Here is a 17484-nt window from a genome sequence, read left to right on the forward strand (position 1 = left end):
CACCCGCCCAAGAAAAAGCCGCGTTTGATACGCGGCTTTTTTGTGCCTGTGACGTTAGGCCTTTTTGGTTCTTGGCAGGAAGATCGCCAGCACACCAAACAACGGCAGGAACGAACACAGGAAGTACACGTATTCGATACCGTGAACATCCGCCAGATGCCCGAGCAACGCCGCACCAATCCCGCCAAAGCCGAACATCAATCCGAAGAACACCCCGGCGATCATTCCGACATTGCCCGGCACCAGTTCTTGCGCATACACCACGATCGCCGAAAATGCTGACGCCAGGATGAAGCCGATCACGACGCTAAGGATGCTGGTCCAGAACAGGTCGACATGAGGCAAGATCAGGGTGAACGGCGCGACGCCAAGGATCGAGAACCAGATCACCGCCTTACGCCCGATCTTGTCGCCGATCGGCCCACCGAAGAAGGTCCCCGCCGCTACCGCACCGAGAAACAGAAACAGGTGCAACTGTGAACTGGCCACCGACAGGTCGAATTTCTCGATCAGGTAAAAGGTGAAGTAACTGGTGAAGCTGGCCATGTAGAAATACTTGGAGAACACCAGCAGCCCGAGTACCACCAGTGCACTGATCACGCGGTTCTTCGACAAGCCATGCGTCGCCGCCTGGCCTTGCTTGAGTTTGAACAGGCTCAGGTGGTTGGCGTACCAGCGGCTGATCCGATAGAGCACGAACAGCGCAAACACCGCGAACAATCCGAACCAGGCCACATGGCCCTGACCGAACGGAATGATGATCGCCGCAGCCAGCAACGGACCGAAGGCTGAGCCTGCATTGCCGCCGACCTGAAACGTCGACTGCGCCAAACCAAACCGCCCGCCAGACGCTAATCGCGCCACGCGAGAAGCTTCCGGGTGAAAGGTCGAGGAGCCGATACCGATCAACCCTGCCGCCAGCAAAATCATCGGGAAACTGCCGACCACCGACATCATTAAAATGCCGATCAATGTGCAAACCGTCCCGGCCGGTAGCAGCCAGGGTTTGGGGTGCCGATCGGTGTAGTAACCGACCCATGGCTGCAACAGCGAAGCCGTCAGCTGGAACGTCAAAGTGATCAGGCCAACCTGGGTGAAGGTCAGGCCATAGTTGGCCTTGAGCATCGGATAGATCGACGGCAGCACCGACTGGATCAAGTCGTTGATCAAATGCGCCAGCGCCACGGCGCCGATGATGCGCATGACCAAAGGGCTGCTTTGTGAAGTCGCGGATGCCGGCTGCGCGCCGGTCTGGACATTGCTGATAGCCATAAGAGTTTCCGTACAACAGATGGGTGCACACGGGCAGGTGCGTCAATGTGCCATTTTTCGGTGCAGCAGCGCCATCCCCTTAGCCTGCTAACGACTTCGATTTTCATCACTGAAAAGGTGATAGCGCAACGCCATGGTCTGAATCTTGCCTTGGTAATCTGCTTCAACGCGGCCCCTTACAAAGGGGACCGAGAATGGGAAGTTTCGCTACAGAGCCGGCCTACAGAGCTGGCGAGGGTGAACTTTCGAGGCCTTTTAAAAGGGCACAGGTCGCGACCGCAACGGTTGCGACGCACGCCAATGGCGCGTGGTGTCCAGAGGAGTTTTGGGGCATGCAGGCTTTTTTATCACCGGGGATCGGGCTGCTGGGGCGTTTTGGCTTCGCACGCAAATTTCAGCTGTTATTTCTACTGTTTATCCTGCCGTTGACGGGCAGTCTGTGGATGATCGGTCAGGACTATCGCGACAAACTGAACCTGATCTCCGGCGAACGTGCCGGGGTTCGGCAACTGCTCGCCCTCGATGCTCTGGATAATCTGCTCGCCGCTCAGCGTGACCGCGCGGCTCGCTGGCGCGCCACGGAAACCAATCGTCAGCCGACACCCGCGACGATCGCGGCGATGGCTGCTTTCGATACCGTTCAGCCTGCCGTCGCCCAAGCCACCTCGGACCTCGGCAACGCACTGCAAACCGAAGGCGCCGAGGGCGAAACCCTGGCCCGTTTTCAAGCCCTGCAAACCACCCTCAACGGCCTCGACTCGAAAAGCCTGAGCAGCGTCGGTTGGTGGCCGGACGGTTACGATCGTTTCACCAATGCTTTGAGTGCTCTGCAAGCCTTGCGCGAGCAGATCGCCATGGACAATCGCCTGACGCTGGCGCCGTGGCTGGAAACCTATCTGCTGACGCAGATCTCCACGCAGCACGCGCCAGACCTGATTGAACGAGTCGGCCGTCTCGCCAGCGTCGGCCAGGCATCGGTGGTGTCCGGGCAGTTCACCCTGCAAAGCCGTCTACAATTGCGCGACTTGCGCAGCCGCATCGGCGATGCCCGGGAGCAGTTGGTCAAAACCGCAAGCCTGCTGGAAGCGCGGCTGCCCAGCGCGTTGCAAGCCTGGGCCGGGCAATACCATGACAGCCTCAAGCATCTGGACGCCGAGTTGAAAGTCCTCGATGACGGTGTGTTCGGCGGCAGCATCAAGCTCAAGCCGGAAGAGTTCGAACGCAGCCTCGACGCCCTGCTCTCTGACCTCGCTTCGCTGCGTCAGCAGTCGTTGGTGTCGCTGGATCAGCGCCTGGACTATTACCACGGTTCTGCCATCCGCCAGTTCATCCTGGTAGCGACCATTTTTGGCTGCCTGCTGCTGGCCGCGCTGTACCTGTTTATCTGCTTGCAGGCCTCGATCCGTCGTAGCGCCAGCGGCATTACCCTGCTGGCCGAAGCCTTGCGCGACGGCAATCTGAGCCTGCAAGTACCGGTGGAAGGCCGCGACGAACTGGCCGCCATCAGCACCGCCCTTAACGTCGCGGTGGTGCAACTGCGCAACAGCTTGCTGGGGGTCGATCATGAAACCTTGCAGCTGAGCAACGCGGTGCGCACCCTCAACCATCACTCCAGCGGCGCCCTTGGGGAAGTCGAAGCACAGCAGTTGCAGATCAGCCAGATCGCGGCGGCGGCCACGCAATTGGCCGCCACCTCTCAAGGGGTCGCCCAGAGTTGCGAGCAGGCCTCCGGCAGCGCTCAGCACACCCAGCGCATCGCCGCCGACAGCAGCCGTGACAGCCAGCGCACGACGGCGAGCATTCAGCAACTCAATCAGCGTTTGAACGACACCGCTGCGGCACTGGGCCGGGTCAGTGAACAAGGGCAGCAGATTCAGTTGGTGGTGGACACCATTCGCGGAGTTGCCGAGCAGACGAATCTATTGGCACTTAACGCCGCCATCGAGGCCGCTCGCGCGGGTGAGCAAGGTCGTGGCTTTGCGGTGGTGGCCGATGAAGTGCGCAGCCTGTCGCAACGCACCCAATCCTCCACCGCGCAGATTGCCGGCACTGTCGACAGCCTGCGTAGCACCGTGAACGAAGCGGTGAGCCTGATGGAAGCCGCTTGCGGCCAGGCTCAGTCCGACGCCCAAGCCGTCACTGGCCTCGGCGAACGCCTGGGGGAAATTGCCTGTGCCGTGCAAAGCGTCACTGACACCCTGGCGCAGATCGCCACAGCGGTCGACGAGCAAGCGACCACCGCCGACGAGGTCAGCGGCAACATCCAGCAAGTCGATCAGGCGGCGGTACGCTTGCTCGAAGGCGCGCGGGCGGTGAACCTGGCAGCGGACACCTTGAGCCAGGGCAGCAAGGCCTTGAGCGCCAATACCGGGAGATTTCAGCTCAGTTGACGCCCTCCCCGGGCCGGTTTTTTCGGGTCAGGCGGATAAGCGGTTGAAAGCGTAGAGAAATATTTTAGATTTACGCTTGACACATCTCTGTTACGAGCCAATAATGCGCGCCACTTGGCTACATAGCTCAGTTGGTTAGAGCATAGCATTCATAATGCTGGGGTCCGGGGTTCAAGTCCCTGTGTAGCCACCAAGTACTAAAAACGGCTTACCGAAAGGTAGGCCGTTTTTTTATGCCTCAAGAAAAGTGCTCCCGGCCCACAGGGCGGTTAATGCCCGCTCTTTGCGGTTATCTCCTACAGTTAATGCCAAAGCTTGAACGCAGAGAGACCACCAGATGCACTGGGGCCTGGACGAGATCATTGTGTTTTTCATCGTGGTCGCCATCTTCTGCGTGGTGCTGGAACTCGCTTTTCGTCTCGGCCGTCATCACCGAACCCGCAGCAATGATTCGAACCGATCCCACCTCAGCGTTTTGCAAACCGCCCTCCTCGGTCTGCTCGCGTTGTTGCTGGCTTTCAACTTCGCCATGGCCACCTCACGTTTCGAAGCGCGCAAAACACTGATTCAAGATGAAGTCACGGTGATCGGCGCGACCTATCTGCGAGCGAAGTTACTGCCGTCTGAACTGCGCGGGAAGGTGTCGGCGCTGCTCAAGGATTATGTCTCGGCGCGGATTGAATTCATGCGCGCCGGCACGGACGAGAAACTGCTGAAGGCGGCCAGCGAATCGTCCCGGACGATCGAGGACCAATTATGGAATCTGGCTGCCGCCACCGAGGCCCAGGGCGAAGCAACAGCCGCCATGAACCTGGTGATCCAGTCGTTGACCGACGTCTACAACGTCAATGAAAAACGCCGCGCCGCGCAGGACAATCATGTCCCGGCAACCGTCATCAATCTGCTGTTCGTCGTGGCCATCGGTGCGTTGGGTTTCATCGCTTACAGTTATGGCCTGGGCCACCGTCGACGGCACGGTTCGACGGTTATCTTCGCGATCCTGATTGCCATGGTCTTCACCATCATCCTCGACCTGGATCAGCCCCGCAGCGGCTTTATCCGCGTCGGCGAAGAAAGCATGCTGCGGTTGCAGGAGGATTTGAACCGCATGAGTTCGGGCAACGAGAGGCCACGTCCCCGCAAATCACGTCAGGAACGAATGGCCGGCAATGCTGACAACGCCCGTTCCCAAATCTGCCAGGTGCGCAGCCAGACCATCGCCTGCCAGTCGCTGTCGGCGGGATAGAACTGCTCAACCAGATTCAGTTTGATCCCGCGCCCCACGTCATCACTCGGATTACCGTGCAAGTGCAGCCAGTGATCATCGCGCAGATGACGATGAACCTCGGCGCCGGGATACGTCCCGCACTCGATCACAAACGGCATCAACCGCACGTGCGGCAACGCATTGATCAACGCCTGCGAGGTGTAGCCGGTGGCGGTGGCGGCAACGCCGGTTTCGCTCAGCGTGTCGGCGCCCGTGTGCAAGGTATAGAGCCAAGGACCATAAATGGCCTGCGCATCTGCAAGCGCTGGATACGCCGCTTCGGTAATGGTCAGCAACATCGGATGCCCGTACTCCCCGGCCCCCGTGTGCAAGTCGAAACACATAGCCACTTCGGCATGCGAGACATGCTTTTGAATGATTCGATGCAACGTGCGGTTCGACCAGCTCGGCGCCAGTCCGCCGTAAAACAAACCATCGGGATGGCGGTGCTGGCCGCCCTCGACAATCGACATCACCGCTGGCCAGCCGTGTTCGCGTATCTGTTCGTCGAGCAAGGCATCGGCGCGATCACGCTCCGGGCCCTGCAACTGCGTGCAGGCATAGATTTCATGCAGCGCTGCGTAGGCCTGATTATCTGGCAATGCGTGGTCGAAGTTCAGGTGATTGCGGTTCAAGTCGATGTTGTCTTCGTTGACCCGACGCAGCCACGCCGTACCCCACGGGTTGATCAGGTGAATCATCACCACCGCGACATCGGACGGCAGCGAACGCTTCCCCAACTCCTTCAACCACTTGATCTGACATCCCGAACCATAGAAGCCTTCGACGCCATGGGTGCCACTCAGCGCAATCAGTAAACGCTTGGCGCCCGGATCACCCAGCACGGCCACATCGGTGCTCAACGGCTCACCGAACGGCCCTTTGAGTGGATGCGGGTACTCGGTCAGCGTCGCACCGGCCGCGGTCGCGGCGGCCAGAAACTGATCACGCTGGGTGCGGTAACTTGGCTGGGTGGGGAACTCGGTCTGCATGTCAGCCTCTTGTTGATCTTCTGGCCAGTCTGTTGCCCTCGACCCTACAGAAAATCCGCGGAGTCATGAAGGGCAAAAGCATCTTTGCTGTAGGCCTTGGTTTGCGTCACTCCCTGTCGGCCGATAAAGTCCCCTGATCTTTCCCACGGACGGAGTGCCCCCCACGTGTTCTCAGCCTTCCACTTGAGCCGCTATCGCCTGTCAGCCCTTTCGCTGATCGCCGCTGCATTAACTCTCGCAGCCTGCAGCGCCCCGACCACTTCGGCGTTGCCTGTCGCGCCAGAAGTCGCGTCAGGTTATCGCGCCGACCTGCAGACCCAATACGCCTCAAAACACATGGCGGCGGCGGCCAATCCGCTGGCGGCCGAGGCCGGGCGGGGGATGTTGCGCCAGGGCGGTTCGGCAATCGATGCCGCAATTGCGATGCAAGCCGTGCTGACCCTGGTCGAGCCGCAATCCTCGGGCATTGGCGGGGGTGCGTTGATCGTGCTCTGGGATGGCAAGGCTGTACGCACTTATGACGGTCGTGAAACCGCTCCGGCCGGCGCCACCGAGAAGCTTTTCCTGCAAGCCGACGGCAAACCGATGCCGTTCACCCAGGCGCAGATTGGCGGTCGTTCGGTGGGGACACCGGGCGTGTTGCGAGCGCTTGAGTTGGCCCATCAGAAACACGGTCATCTGCCGTGGGCGCAGCTGTTCGAACCGGCGATCAAACTCGCGGAGCAAGGTTTCGCCATCTCGCCACGCCTTCACCGGTTGATCGCCTCAGACTCGTCCATGCGAAGCTCACCGGACATGGTGGCCTACTTCATGAATGCCGATGGCAGCCCGAAAGCCGCAGGCACGCAATTGAAAAACCCGGCACTGGCCGCGGTGTTCAAACGCATCGCCAAAGAAGGACCGGATGCATTGTACAAAGGCCCTATCGCACAAGAGATCGTCGCCAAGGTTCAGGGCCACGCCAACCCGGGCAGCCTGTCGCTGAACGACCTCAACGGCTACAGCGCCAAGGAGCGCGCGCCGCTGTGCACCGACTACAAACGCTGGCAGGTCTGCGGCATGCCACCACCGTCGTCAGGCGGGATCGCCGTGGCGCAGATCCTCGGCACCTTGCAGGCTCTGGAAACCCGTGACCCACGCTTTGCCCTGGCGCCGCTCAAACCGGTCAAGACCACCCAACCTGCGGGCGTTGAGCCGGCGCCTGAAGCCGTGCACCTGATCTCCGAAGCCGAACGCCTGGCTTACGCCGACCGTGCGCTGTACGTGGCCGACGCAGATTTCGTGCCCGTCCCCGTCAAAGGTCTGGTGGACCCTGCCTATCTGGCCAACCGCGCCGCCCTGATCGGCGATCGCAGCATGGGCACGGCCAAACCCGGCACCCCGCCGGGCATTCAGGTCGCCTACGCCCCGGACCGTTCGCCGCTGCGCACCTCCACCTCGCAAGTGGTGGCGGTGGATGACGAAGGCGGCGCCGTGTCCATGACCACCACCGTGGAATCCGCATTTGGCTCGCACCTGATGGTCCAGGGCTTCCTGCTCAACAACCAGATGACCGACTTCTCGTTCATCCCCGAAGAGAATGGTCAGAAGGTTGCCAACCGGGTCGAACCCGGCAAACGCCCACGCTCGTCCATGGCACCGACCCTGATTTTCGACCGCCAGAGCGGCGAATTCCTCGCCACCATCGGCTCCCCCGGCGGCTCGCAGATCATCGAATACGTCGCCAAATCCACCATCGGCCTGCTCGACTGGAACCTCGACCCACAAGCCGCCATCAGCCTGCCCAACTTCGGCAGCCGCAACGGCCCGAGCGAACTGGAACAGGGGCAGTTCAGCCCGGCACTGATTCAGGCGCTGAAAGACAAAGGGCACAGCGTGAACGAGATCGACATGACCAGCGGGACTCAGGCGATTGTCCGGGTCAAGGATGCGCAGGGTAAAACGTCGCTGGCGGGAGGGGCTGATCCGCGGCGTGAGGGGGCGGCGTTGGGGGATTGAGTCTTACGCAGGAATGAGTAAGGGCTTACCGGGAGGTAGGCCCTTTTTTATAGCTAACGAATACAGATCGGCCATCTCGCGGAGCCTTTTCCTACCCACAAATGACTGCTTCTTGGATAGAGTTTGAAGATCAGTTTCCCCCAATTCCGCGTCTGCCTCAGCTCATCAAATCAGCTGTCGGCAGTGCTTGATTACAGAAGTCGAACTTGCCCCTCCGCACATCGGATGCGCCTCCACAGACTTGCATCAGTCCCACCGCGGGACTAGGATCACTCCATGAGAATCATCGCTATCAGTCAGCTGAAAAGATTTTGGGAGAAACACCCGGATTCGGAGCAATCCTTTCTGGCTTGGATTGATGAGGCAAAAAATGCTGAGTGGAAAACGCCACCGGACATAAAGGCGCACTTTGCTACCGCCAGTATTCTCAAAAGCCGCAGAGTCGTGTTCAACATCAAGGGCAATGATTTTCGGTTGGTAGTCGCTGTGGCCTATCGCTTCGGCGCCGTCTACATAAAATTTGTCGGCACTCACAAACAGTACGACGCAATCGACGCTGATACCGTCGAGATGGAGTAACCCATGAATATTCGCCCCATTCACACCGACGAGGACTATCGTGCAGCCCTCAAGAACGTGTCAGCGCTGTTCGACAACGAACCAGAGCCTGGCACCCCTGAGGGTGATTATTTCGACATTATGATCACGCTTATTGAAGCCTATGAATCGAAGCAGTTTCCGGTGGATCTGCCCAACCCGATCGATGCAATCAAGTTTCGTATGGAACAGTCCGGCCTGTCTGCTGCTGACCTCGCACCGGCCATTGGCCGCACAAACCGAGTGTATGAAGTGCTCAATGGCAAACGTGCGTTGACGCTTCCGATGATCTGGAAACTTCACGATTTGTTCGGGATACCCGCGCAAAGCCTGATCAAGCCGATAAAGCAGGCTTGATCAGGTGTCAGTAGACTCCTGAAATCAGGCAGGCACACCCAAAATGATATGCGACGCCTTGATCGCCGCCGTCGCGCTCACACCCGGCGCCAGGCCCAGTTCTGCCACAGCCTGGCGTGTCACGATCGAATAGACTTCGGTGCCGCCGTCGAGCTGGATGACCACTTCGGAGTTCACGGCACCGTCGATGACACTGGTGACCTTGCCTTCCAGGCTGTTGCGCGCCGACAGGCGAATGTCGCTGGATTCGGTCATCAACATGACGTTACGTGCGCTGACTTTCATGACGTATCTTCTCGAACAATTATTGTTGTATTCAGCCTAGCGAGAGATCTTCAGCGCCTGTCGCGCCTGATGTTTCTCCAGCGCCAGTTCGATCAAACGGCTGACCAGCTCGCTGTAAGTCATACCAGTGGCCTGCCATAGCTTGGGGTACATGCTGATGCGGGTGAATCCGGGCAACGAATTGATCTCATTGATCAGCACTTCGCCAGTCTCGGTCAGGAACACGTCGACCCGCGCCAGTCCGGAACAGCCCAGCACCTGAAACGCCTCGACGGCCAGGGCACGGATGCGTTCAGTGGCCTCGATGCTGATGTTTGCCGGCACCACCACTTCCGCCGCTTGAGCATCGATGTATTTGCTGTCGTATGAATAAAACCCGCTGCGCACCACGATCTCGCCACAGCCGCTGGCGATGGCGTCTTCATTGCCGAGCACCGCGCATTCAATCTCACGGCCGCTGACGGCGGACTCCACCAAGACTTTCTCATCGAAACCCAGGGCCAGTTCTATTGCCGCCGCGTACTCGGCTTCGTCATTCACCTTGCTCACGCCCACGGAAGAGCCCTGGTTCGCCGGTTTGACGAACAGCGGCAGGCCGAGTTTGCCTTGCACCTCGGAGAACCCGGTGCGTGTTGCGGTGGCGCGGGTCAGGGTGACAAACGGCGTGACCGCCAACCCGGCGTCACGCAGCAGACGCTTGCTGATGTCCTTGTCCATGCAGACGGCCGAACCGAGCACATCGGAGCCGACAAACGGCAGATCGGCCATGCGCAGCAAGCCTTGCAGGCAACCGTCTTCGCCCAGAGTGCCGTGGACGATCGGAAAGATCACATCGATGTGGCCTAGCAGTTCCTGACTGGAGGTTTCCACCAATTGCTGACTGGCCTTTCCCGGCACGACGGCCAGTTCACGGTTGGACTGGTTGAGGGCAATCAGCGCCGGGTTTTCCTGGTTGAGCAGGAAGTTCGAAGGGTCGTTCAGATGCCAGTGACCTTGCTTGTCAATGCCGATCAGCACCGGTTCAAAACGCGAACGATCCAGCGCATCGACGATGTTTTTCGCCGATTGCAGCGACACTTCGTGTTCAGCCGAACGGCCGCCAAAAATAATGCCTACCCGCAGTTTGCTCATTCAGAACTCCTCAACGATTGGCCACCAGATGCGTGCCGAACAGTAGGTAGCAACTGCCGGCGAAGCGATCCAGCCATTTACGCGAACGATCATAAGCACCTGCGACCCGACGGCTGGCGAACAGCAGCGCCACGCTGCCATACCAACTGAATGACAAGGTCGCCATGGTCAGCACGGCCAGCGCCAGCAACATCGGTGGCGGTGAAGCTGGCATGGCAGTGGCGAAAATCGTTGCGACAAATAACGCTGCCTTGGGATTGGTCATGTTGCCCACAAAGCCCCGGCCATAAGCCGATAGCAGCGTGCGGCCGGCTCCATTCAGCGAGCCGCTATCGCCCGGCACACTCGGTGGTTTGCGCTTGAACTGCTTCAATCCCAGATAGATCAGGTAACAACCGCCGGCGATCTTGAAGCTCAGATAGAGCGTCGGCGCAGCGCTGAACAGCGACTTGATGCCCAGGCCACCCGCCAACCCCCACAGCACCGTGCCCGTGGCCACGCCGAGTGCGGCGACAACCCCGTGGCGCCGGGAGCAACTGGCAGCCAATTGTGCGGTGTTGAAGAAGTTCGGCCCCGGCGTCACCACCGCAACCGTCCACAACAGCGCCAACGACAACAACGGAGCGGCGTAGCTCAGGTGGGATATTTCCATGATGTGGGGCGCCTTCGTGGCTTAGAAAATATGCAACACCTTGCAACATTAGTCCGGGATTTTCTACCAGCCGGGTGATTCGAACGGCAGCAGACAGGCGGTTGGTCAGTGGGGTAACGTGATCAGCATCGAGTTCAAGGCAAAAACACCATGGCCAAGCACACGCCTCCCATCGACTGGTTCCACCGCGCGCCCGACGTCGGCGGGCTTCAGCGTTTCGAGGCTTTTTTTGCAGGCCACGGCTACGACCTTCACCGCCACGACACCTACGCCATCGGCCACACACTGGCCGGTGTGCAGAGTTTTCAGTACCGCGGTGGCTGGCGCCACAGTCTGCCGGGCGGGACCATGGTGCTGCACCCGGACGAAGTTCACGATGGCGAGGCCGGCACCGAGACTGGGTTCCAGTACCGAATGATGTACATCGAACCGGCACTGATCCAGCAGATGCTCGGTGGGCAGCCGTTGCCATTTATCAAGACCGGCCTGTCGAACGACCCTCGTTTGTTCGCCGCCACCGCCGTGATGCTGCGAAGCCTCGATTGCCCCCTCGAGCCTCTGGAAGAGCAGGATGCGCTGTTCGACCTGGCCCAAGCCTTGAACAGCGTTTCCGGAGTGCCTGCCACCCGCCAGCGCTTCGACTACGTGGCCGCCGAACGCGCGCGGGAATTCATCCACAGCGCCCTGGATCGCACCGTGACGCTGGAAGAACTGGCGCAACACAGCGGTCGTGATCGCTGGAGTCTGTCGCGGGATTTTCGCCTGTTGTTCGGCACCAGCCCTTATCGATACCTGACCATGCGCCGCCTCGACCTGGTCCGCTCGCTGCTGATCCAGGGCCAGCCATTGGTCAGTGCCGCGCTGATCGCCGGCTTCACCGATCAGAGCCACATGACCCGGCAGTTCAGCAAAACCTACGGCCTGTCGCCGGCCCGCTGGATGAAAATGCATCGCCGCTGAGCCACGCACAATCGTTCAAGAAGCACACCGATGCGCGGGCTATCGTGGATTTACGATCAACCACGAGAGCTGCTTCATGAAAGCTTACGAAAGCCTGAACTTCGCTGAAAAAATCGCCAGGATCGACCCGTACTGGACGCCCAGGGTCATCGCCGAAATGAACAACTACCAGTTCAAGGTAGTGAAACTGCTGGGGGACTTCATCTGGCACGATCACCTTGATACCGACGAAACCTTCATCGTGCTCGAAGGGCAATTGCGCATCGACTTTCGCGATGGCCACGTGCTGGTGAACGCTGGCGAAATGTATGTGGTGTCAAAAGGTGTCGAACACAAACCGTTCGCCGAGCAGGAGGTGAAACTCCTGCTGATCGAGCCCAAGGGTGTGCTGAACACGGGTAACGAAGGTGGCGAGCGTACGGCGCAGAATGACGTCTGGGTGTGAAGGCTGGCTGCTTATGGCTGCAAGGTTTTGCCGTCCACTGGATCGCCGATTTTCAGGAAATGCCCGCCCGCCACATGATGCAAGGTGCGCAGCGCGTCTTGCCCTTCGAAATGCCAGCGACCGTCACTGAACACCCGCTCGTCTGCCTGAGCGGCAATCACTTCGGCCAGGAACAGATCGTACTGCTGGTGATTGCCGGGCTCCGGCAGCAGTCGGCATTCCAGCCAGGCGACGCAGCCTTCGAGCATCGGCGCATCGATCAATTCAGCGCTGAAGGTCGGCAAGCCATAGACCTGGAACTTGTCCCGGCCCTGGTCCCGAGTCAATTCCAGGCCGGACGTCGAACCCACGGTCTGGACGATATCGGCCTGGGCGGCGCAGGGAACATTCAGCACAAACGTGCCCGAAGCCTCCAGCAATTGCCGTGTCCAGGTGGACTTGTCCAGCACCACGGCAATTTTCGGCGGCTCGAAATCCAGCGGCATGGCCCAGGCCGCCGCCATGATGTTGCGCTGGCCGTCATGGGCCGCGCTGACCAACACGGTCGGGCCGTGATTGAGCAGACGATACGCCTTGGCCAAGGGAACCGGACGGCGGTGAGAAACGCTCATGATGGCTGCTCCTGGGGAAAACGCCGATTGTAGCGATTTACGCTGCGATGGCAGGCATCAAGTCGCTAACTGATTGGCAAACTGCCCGACCGCGTTCACTACTTTCTGTGCACCGTCCTGAATCTCGACAATCACCGTCCCCGCCTCTGCCGCCAGCGCCAGCCCCTGTTCAGCCTGGAGTTTGCCCTCGGTCATCAGCGCCACGGCGTTGCGCGCCATGTCCTGGTTCTGACGCACCACGCCGACAATCTCATCGGTTGCCTGGCTGGTGCGCGAAGCCAATTGCCGGACCTCATCCGCCACCACCGCGAAACCACGCCCCTGTTCCCCGGCCCGAGCCGCCTCGATGGCCGCGTTGAGCGCCAGCAGGTTGGTCTGTTCGGCAATCCCGCTGATGGTTTTGACGATGGTGCCGATCACCAGCGACTGCTCGTTCAACGCTTCGATGCCTTCGCCAGCGGCCTGCATGTGCCTGGCAAGGTCACGCATAACGTTCACCGCCTGAGTCACCACCGCGTTACCGCGCTGCGCGCTGCTGTCGGTTTGCTGCGAGGTGCTGTAGGCAATGTTCGCCGCTTCGGCGACGGCTTGCTCCTGATTGACTTGATCGGTAATCACCGTGGCGAACTTCACCACTTTGTAGAGCTTATTGTTGGCATCGACCACCGGGTTGTAGGAAGCCTCCAGCCAGACCGCGCGACCGTGGCTGTCGACGCGCTTGAAACGGTCGGCGACGAACTCGCCTGCATTCAAGCGGCGCCAGAAGTCCTGGTACGCGGCGCTGTTGTAATCCTCCGGTTGGCAGAAGGTGCGGTGATGCTTGCCCTTGATCTGCGCCAGGCTGTAGCCCATGCCGCTGAGAAACCGGTCGTTGGCTGCCAGTACGTTGCCATTGAGGTCGAACTCGATCACCGCCGTGGAGCGCACGAGCGCGCCGATCAGGTTCTCATGCTCACGAGACGCCTCGATGGTGCGGGTCAGGTCACTGGAGTAAATCGAGAAGTGCTTGATCCGGCCGTCCGCGGACCGAACCGGCTGCACGATCGAGCGCAGCCAGGCTTCCTGGCCATTGCCGCGCAACAAACGCACCGTGCCGGCAAAGTGCTCGCCACGGGTCAACGCGACCTTGAAGCGCTGGTGGAATTCGTCCGACTTCACATGGGCCGGGACGATGTCTTCGATGTGTCGCCCTATCAGGTCGCTGCTTTTGTAGAGCATCTCACCGATGAAGTTCTGGTTGACCGATTGAATCCGCCCATCGACATCGAGGGTCAGGACCAGCATCTCGCTTTCCAGACTTTCCTTCACTTGCTGGAGGCTGGAGAGTTCTTCGCGAAGAGCCGACAGCTCCTGCTTCAAGCGTTTGTTGAACATGGGGATACACCGATGGACAGGGATAGAAAGCGGTATGCAGCCTAACCATCGGCCTCAGGGATATTTTCTGAAGAGTGTTTAGGGTTGTCCTACAAAAATAGTTGCTACACGTACGGTGCTGCCTTCGATTACATCGCGCCAGCAGTCGAGCAGCTGCCAACTCTTGGCATCCGCGTCCCGAAATACGCCGCGCTGCTCACACCCACAGCCCCCATCACCGCGCAGAAGATCACGCAGATCCATGGGCTCCACGGCATCAGACCGATCAGCAACAACGGTGTGATGCTCGCCCAGACGGCATAGGCAATGTTGTAGGTGAAGGAAATCCCCGAGACACGAATCCGCGCAGGGAACAGGCTGACCATCACCGACGGCACCGCGCCGACCACCCCGCAACCGAGGCCGGCCACGGCGTACGCCAGACCGATCCAGCTGCCACCGATGATCAGGCAGGTATAGAGAACGCCGATGCCCAGTGGCAGCAGCAGGCTATAGAGCATCACCGTGCGCCAGGCGCCAATGCGGTCGACCAGCAGCCCGGCGAGTACACAGCCGATATTCAGAAAGACAATGCCCAAGGCACTCAGGGCGAAGGTGTGGCTGGCGGTCATACCGAAGGTTTTCTGCATCATGGTCGGGGTGATCACCACGAACACCACCACCGCCGAGGTCAGTACGCAGGTGAGGATCATCGCCGGCAGCATGGCCAGGCGATGTTCACGCAAGACCGTGCGCAGCGGCAGTTCGACAGCTGCATCCCGCTGGGCCTGCATGGCCATGAACACCGGGGTTTCGCTGAGCCAGCGGCGTAGCCAGACGCCGATTACGCCAAACACGCCGCCCAGCAGGAACGGGTAACGCCAGGCGTAATCAAGGATTTCTGCCGGGGTGAATGCCTGTGCGAGAAAAGTCGCCGTCAGGGCACCGATCAGGTAACCAAAGGTCAGCCCGGCCTGCAGGAAACCGAGGGCATAACCGCGATGCCCGGCCGGTGCATGTTCGGCGACGAACACCCAGGCGCTCGGCACTTCGCCGCCCACCGCCGCGCCCTGGAGGATTCGCAGGGCCAACAGCAGCAGCGGTGCGAAATAACCGATTTGGGCGTAGGTCGGCATGATGCCGATCAGCAGACACGGCAGCGCCATCATCAGGATGCTCAGGCTGAAGACCTTCTTGCGGCCCAGTCGGTCGGCGAAATGCGCCATCAGAATCCCGCCCAACGGCCGCGCCAAATACCCGGTAGCGAAGATCCCGAAGCTTTGCAGCAGCCGCAGCCACTCCGGCATTTCCGGTGGGAAGAACAGCTGGCTGAGGGTCAGGGCGAAAAATACGAAAATGATGAAATCGTAGATTTCCAGCGCGCCGCCAAGGGCCGCAAGGCCGAGGGTCTTGTAATCCGAGCGGGTGAACGGCGCCGGGCATGAATGGGTGTTGGCGGTCATGAAAAGAACTCTGGCATAGGCAAAAAACCGAGGCGCCCATGGTCTACGCAAACGCGCCAACGGACAACCCGTTAGACCAAAGTCCTAGACGCGTAAAACCTCGTCACAAAAAAGAGCCGATTGTTTTACTGTTGGCACCTGTCTAGACGGGCCTTCGCGGTCCTGAAGACCACAACAAACATAAAAATTCGAGGTACACCCGTGGCCGCTGATATCGAAGATACCCGCTCCGCCCGCTTTGCCCTGCGCTGCTCAAGTTTTGCCGAACGCTGGTTTCCTGACTCCTGGGTGTTTGCCGCACTGGCGGTGATTATCGTCGCCGTGGCCACCCTGTTCATGGGCGCCAAACCCACCGACGCCGCCATGGCCTTCGGTGACGGCTTCTGGAGCCTGATCCCGTTCACCATGCAGATGGCTTTCGTGGTGATCGGCGGTTATGTGGTTGCCAGCTCGCCACCGGCGGTGAAACTGATCGACCGGCTGGCGCGGATCCCGAAAAACGGCCGCTCGGCCGTGGCCTGGGTTGCGTTGATCTCCATGGTCGCTTCGTTGCTGAACTGGGGGCTGTCGCTGGTGTTTGGCGGTTTGCTGGTGCGCGCCCTCGCCCGCCGTACCGATCTGAAAATGGATTACCGTGCCGCCGGTGCCGCCGCCTATCTGGGTCTCGGCGCGGTGTGGGCCCTGGGCCTGTCCTCGTCCGCCGCGCAATTGCAGGCCAACCCGGCCAGCCTGCCGCCATCGATTCTGTCGATCACCGGGGTGATTCCTTTCACGCAAACGATCTTTCTCTGGCAATCCGGTGTGATGTTGCTGGCGCTGATCGTGATCTCGCTGATCATTGCCTACGCCACTGCACCCGGCCCGAATTCTGCCCGTGACGCCGAAGCCTGCGGAATCGATCCGAGCTTTAATATGCCGCCATTGCAACCGCGCACCCGCCCCGGCGAATGGCTGGAGCACAGCCCACTGCTGACGATTTTGCTGGTGCTGCTGGCGGCCGGGTGGCTGTTCCATGAGTTCTCGACCAAACCGGCGATCAGCGCCATTTCCGGGCTGAACACCTACAACTTCCTGTTCATCATGCTCGGTGCCCTGCTGCACTGGCGCCCGCGCAGCTTCCTTGACGCGGTGAGCCGTGCGGTGCCGACCACCACGGGCGTACTGATCCAGTTCCCGTTGTACGGCTCGATCGCCGCGCTGATGACCACCGTTAAAGGGACTGACGCTCAGACACTGGCTCACCACATCTCGACCTTTTTCGTACAAATCGCGTCCCACGACACCTATGCGCTGCTGATGGGCGTGTACTCGGCGATCCTCGGTTTCTTCATCCCGTCCGGCGGCGGCAAATGGATCATCGAAGCGCCGTACGTCATGCAAGTGGCCACCGACCTGAACTACCATCTGGGCTGGGCCGTGCAGATCTACAACGCCGCCGAAGCCCTGCCGAACCTGATCAACCCGTTCTACATGCTGCCGCTGCTGGGTGTGCTCGGGTTGAAGGCGCGGGACTTGATCGGGTTTTCGTTCGTACAACTGCTGGTGCACACGCCGCTGGTGCTGTTTCTGCTTTGGGCGCTGGGGACGACGCTGACGTATACGGCGCCGGTGATGCCGTAGCACGTAAGTGATTGCACCTGCTGCGGGCAGGTGCAATCAGTTCACTCGGCTTGAGCATGAAACAACGCCTAGATTTATCCTACATACAGGC

15 protein-coding genes, 1 tRNA gene and 2 pseudogenes are annotated in these 17484 nt (G+C 60.1%); 9 read left to right on the forward strand and 9 right to left on the reverse strand.

Annotated elements, in window-relative coordinates; translation table 11 throughout:
- Nucleotides 1–54 precede the first annotated feature (54 nt).
- Nucleotides 55–1272, reverse strand: a complete 1218-nt coding sequence (locus tag QFX16_RS24365) for an MFS transporter (RefSeq protein WP_283181655.1) — start codon at nt 1270–1272, stop codon at nt 55–57.
- Between the two features lie 332 nt (nt 1273–1604).
- On the opposite strand from QFX16_RS24365, the gene QFX16_RS24370 reads away from it, so the two are divergent.
- The 3 genes from QFX16_RS24370 (at nt 1605) to QFX16_RS24380 (ending at nt 4908) form a co-directional block, all read left to right on the forward strand.
- Entirely contained in the window at nt 1605–3662 is a 2058-nt protein-coding gene (locus QFX16_RS24370; RefSeq protein ID WP_283181656.1) for a methyl-accepting chemotaxis protein, read from the forward strand.
- A 116-nt stretch (nt 3663–3778) separates the two neighbouring features.
- Nucleotides 3779–3855: transfer RNA gene (locus tag QFX16_RS24375), tRNA-Met, on the forward strand.
- A 144-nt stretch (nt 3856–3999) separates the two neighbouring features.
- Nucleotides 4000–4908: a bestrophin-like domain gene (locus QFX16_RS24380; RefSeq protein ID WP_283181657.1), complete on the forward strand. Its 909-nt coding sequence runs from the start codon at nt 4000–4002 to the stop codon at nt 4906–4908.
- Here the strand turns inward: QFX16_RS24380 and QFX16_RS24385 are convergent.
- Nucleotides 4812–5921 carry a DUF2817 domain-containing protein gene (locus tag QFX16_RS24385; protein WP_283181658.1) on the reverse strand — a complete coding sequence of 370 codons (1110 nt, stop codon included), beginning with the start codon at nt 5919–5921 and terminating at the stop codon, nt 4812–4814. The two genes, QFX16_RS24380 and QFX16_RS24385, sit on opposite strands and share 97 nt — an antisense overlap.
- Nucleotides 5922–6086: 165 nt before the next feature.
- On the opposite strand from QFX16_RS24385, the gene ggt reads away from it, so the two are divergent.
- From ggt to QFX16_RS24400, 3 genes are all read left to right on the forward strand, one after another.
- Nucleotides 6087–7919 (forward strand): gamma-glutamyltransferase, encoded by a 1833-nt coding sequence (gene ggt / locus QFX16_RS24390; RefSeq protein WP_283181659.1) that lies wholly within the window; start codon nt 6087–6089, stop codon nt 7917–7919.
- A 276-nt stretch (nt 7920–8195) separates the two neighbouring features.
- Nucleotides 8196–8498, forward strand: coding sequence for a type II toxin-antitoxin system HigB family toxin (locus tag QFX16_RS24395; protein WP_283181660.1), 303 nt, complete (start codon nt 8196–8198; stop codon nt 8496–8498).
- A gap of 3 nt (nt 8499–8501) precedes the next feature.
- Nucleotides 8502–8873 carry a helix-turn-helix domain-containing protein gene (locus QFX16_RS24400; protein WP_033061235.1) on the forward strand — a complete coding sequence of 124 codons (372 nt, stop codon included), beginning with the start codon at nt 8502–8504 and terminating at the stop codon, nt 8871–8873.
- 24 nt (nt 8874–8897) lie between these two features.
- On the opposite strand, the pseudogene QFX16_RS24405 reads toward QFX16_RS24400, so the two are convergent.
- The 3 genes and pseudogenes from QFX16_RS24405 to QFX16_RS24415 form a co-directional block, all read right to left on the reverse strand.
- Nucleotides 8898–9152: pseudogene (locus QFX16_RS24405) on the reverse strand (TOBE domain-containing protein); the annotation flags it as partial.
- A 42-nt stretch (nt 9153–9194) separates the two neighbouring features.
- A complete protein-coding gene (gene ddlA, locus QFX16_RS24410) occupies nt 9195–10289 on the reverse strand; it encodes a D-alanine--D-alanine ligase (protein WP_283181661.1) in 1095 nt (364 codons plus the stop codon).
- A 10-nt stretch (nt 10290–10299) separates the two neighbouring features.
- On the reverse strand, nt 10300–10941 hold the full coding sequence (locus QFX16_RS24415) for a LysE family translocator (RefSeq protein WP_283181662.1): 642 nt from the start codon (nt 10939–10941) through the stop codon (nt 10300–10302).
- Between the two features lie 150 nt (nt 10942–11091).
- Between QFX16_RS24415 and QFX16_RS24420 the strand changes: the two genes are divergently transcribed.
- Together QFX16_RS24420 and QFX16_RS24425 are read left to right on the forward strand one after the other, a co-directional pair.
- Entirely contained in the window at nt 11092–11901 is an 810-nt protein-coding gene (locus QFX16_RS24420; protein ID WP_283181663.1) for an AraC family transcriptional regulator, read from the forward strand.
- Nucleotides 11902–11977: 76 nt separating this feature from the next.
- Nucleotides 11978–12346 (forward strand): cupin domain-containing protein, encoded by a 369-nt coding sequence (locus tag QFX16_RS24425; RefSeq protein ID WP_283181664.1) that lies wholly within the window; start codon nt 11978–11980, stop codon nt 12344–12346.
- Between the two features lie 11 nt (nt 12347–12357).
- On the opposite strand, the gene QFX16_RS24430 is transcribed toward QFX16_RS24425, so the two are convergent.
- From QFX16_RS24430 to QFX16_RS24440, 4 genes and pseudogenes are all read right to left on the reverse strand, one after another.
- A complete protein-coding gene (locus QFX16_RS24430; RefSeq protein WP_283181665.1) occupies nt 12358–12957 on the reverse strand; it encodes a flavin reductase family protein in 600 nt (199 codons plus the stop codon).
- 57 nt (nt 12958–13014) lie between these two features.
- Entirely contained in the window at nt 13015–13623 is a 609-nt protein-coding gene (locus QFX16_RS29880; RefSeq protein ID WP_439900145.1) for a methyl-accepting chemotaxis protein, read from the reverse strand.
- Nucleotides 13603–14331 (reverse strand): annotated as a pseudogene (locus QFX16_RS29885) (PAS domain-containing protein); the annotation flags it as partial. The pseudogene QFX16_RS29885 and the gene QFX16_RS29880, both read right to left, overlap by 21 nt.
- 128 nt (nt 14332–14459) lie before the next feature.
- Entirely contained in the window at nt 14460–15773 is a 1314-nt protein-coding gene (locus QFX16_RS24440) for an MFS transporter (protein ID WP_283181667.1), read from the reverse strand.
- A gap of 201 nt (nt 15774–15974) precedes the next feature.
- On the opposite strand from QFX16_RS24440, the gene QFX16_RS24445 reads away from it, so the two are divergent.
- On the forward strand, nt 15975–17393 hold the full coding sequence (locus QFX16_RS24445) for a short-chain fatty acid transporter (protein WP_283181668.1): 1419 nt from the start codon (nt 15975–15977) through the stop codon (nt 17391–17393).
- Nucleotides 17394–17484: the final 91 nt, after the last annotated feature.

The sequence above is a fragment of the Pseudomonas svalbardensis genome (genome assembly GCF_030053115.1).
GTDB classification, from domain to species: Bacteria; Pseudomonadota; Gammaproteobacteria; order Pseudomonadales; family Pseudomonadaceae; genus Aquipseudomonas; species Aquipseudomonas svalbardensis.

Bases quoted from the DNA above. Each gene is read 5' to 3' on its own strand.
- QFX16_RS24365 (WP_283181655.1), bottom strand. From the start codon at position 1,272: ATGGCTATCAGCAATGTCCAGACCGGCGCGCAGCCGGCATCCGCGACT.
- QFX16_RS24370 (WP_283181656.1), top strand. From the start codon at position 1,605: ATGCAGGCTTTTTTATCACCGGGGATCGGGCTGCTGGGGCGTTTTGGC.
- QFX16_RS24380 (WP_283181657.1), top strand. From the start codon at position 4,000: ATGCACTGGGGCCTGGACGAGATCATTGTGTTTTTCATCGTGGTCGCC.
- QFX16_RS24385 (WP_283181658.1), bottom strand. From the start codon at position 5,921: ATGCAGACCGAGTTCCCCACCCAGCCAAGTTACCGCACCCAGCGTGAT.
- QFX16_RS24395 (WP_283181660.1), top strand. From the start codon at position 8,196: ATGAGAATCATCGCTATCAGTCAGCTGAAAAGATTTTGGGAGAAACAC.
- QFX16_RS24400 (WP_033061235.1), top strand. From the start codon at position 8,502: ATGAATATTCGCCCCATTCACACCGACGAGGACTATCGTGCAGCCCTC.
- ddlA (WP_283181661.1), bottom strand. From the start codon at position 10,289: ATGAGCAAACTGCGGGTAGGCATTATTTTTGGCGGCCGTTCGGCTGAA.
- QFX16_RS24415 (WP_283181662.1), bottom strand. From the start codon at position 10,941: ATGGAAATATCCCACCTGAGCTACGCCGCTCCGTTGTTGTCGTTGGCG.
- QFX16_RS24420 (WP_283181663.1), top strand. From the start codon at position 11,092: ATGGCCAAGCACACGCCTCCCATCGACTGGTTCCACCGCGCGCCCGAC.
- QFX16_RS24425 (WP_283181664.1), top strand. From the start codon at position 11,978: ATGAAAGCTTACGAAAGCCTGAACTTCGCTGAAAAAATCGCCAGGATC.
- QFX16_RS24430 (WP_283181665.1), bottom strand. From the start codon at position 12,957: ATGAGCGTTTCTCACCGCCGTCCGGTTCCCTTGGCCAAGGCGTATCGT.
- QFX16_RS24440 (WP_283181667.1), bottom strand. From the start codon at position 15,773: ATGACCGCCAACACCCATTCATGCCCGGCGCCGTTCACCCGCTCGGAT.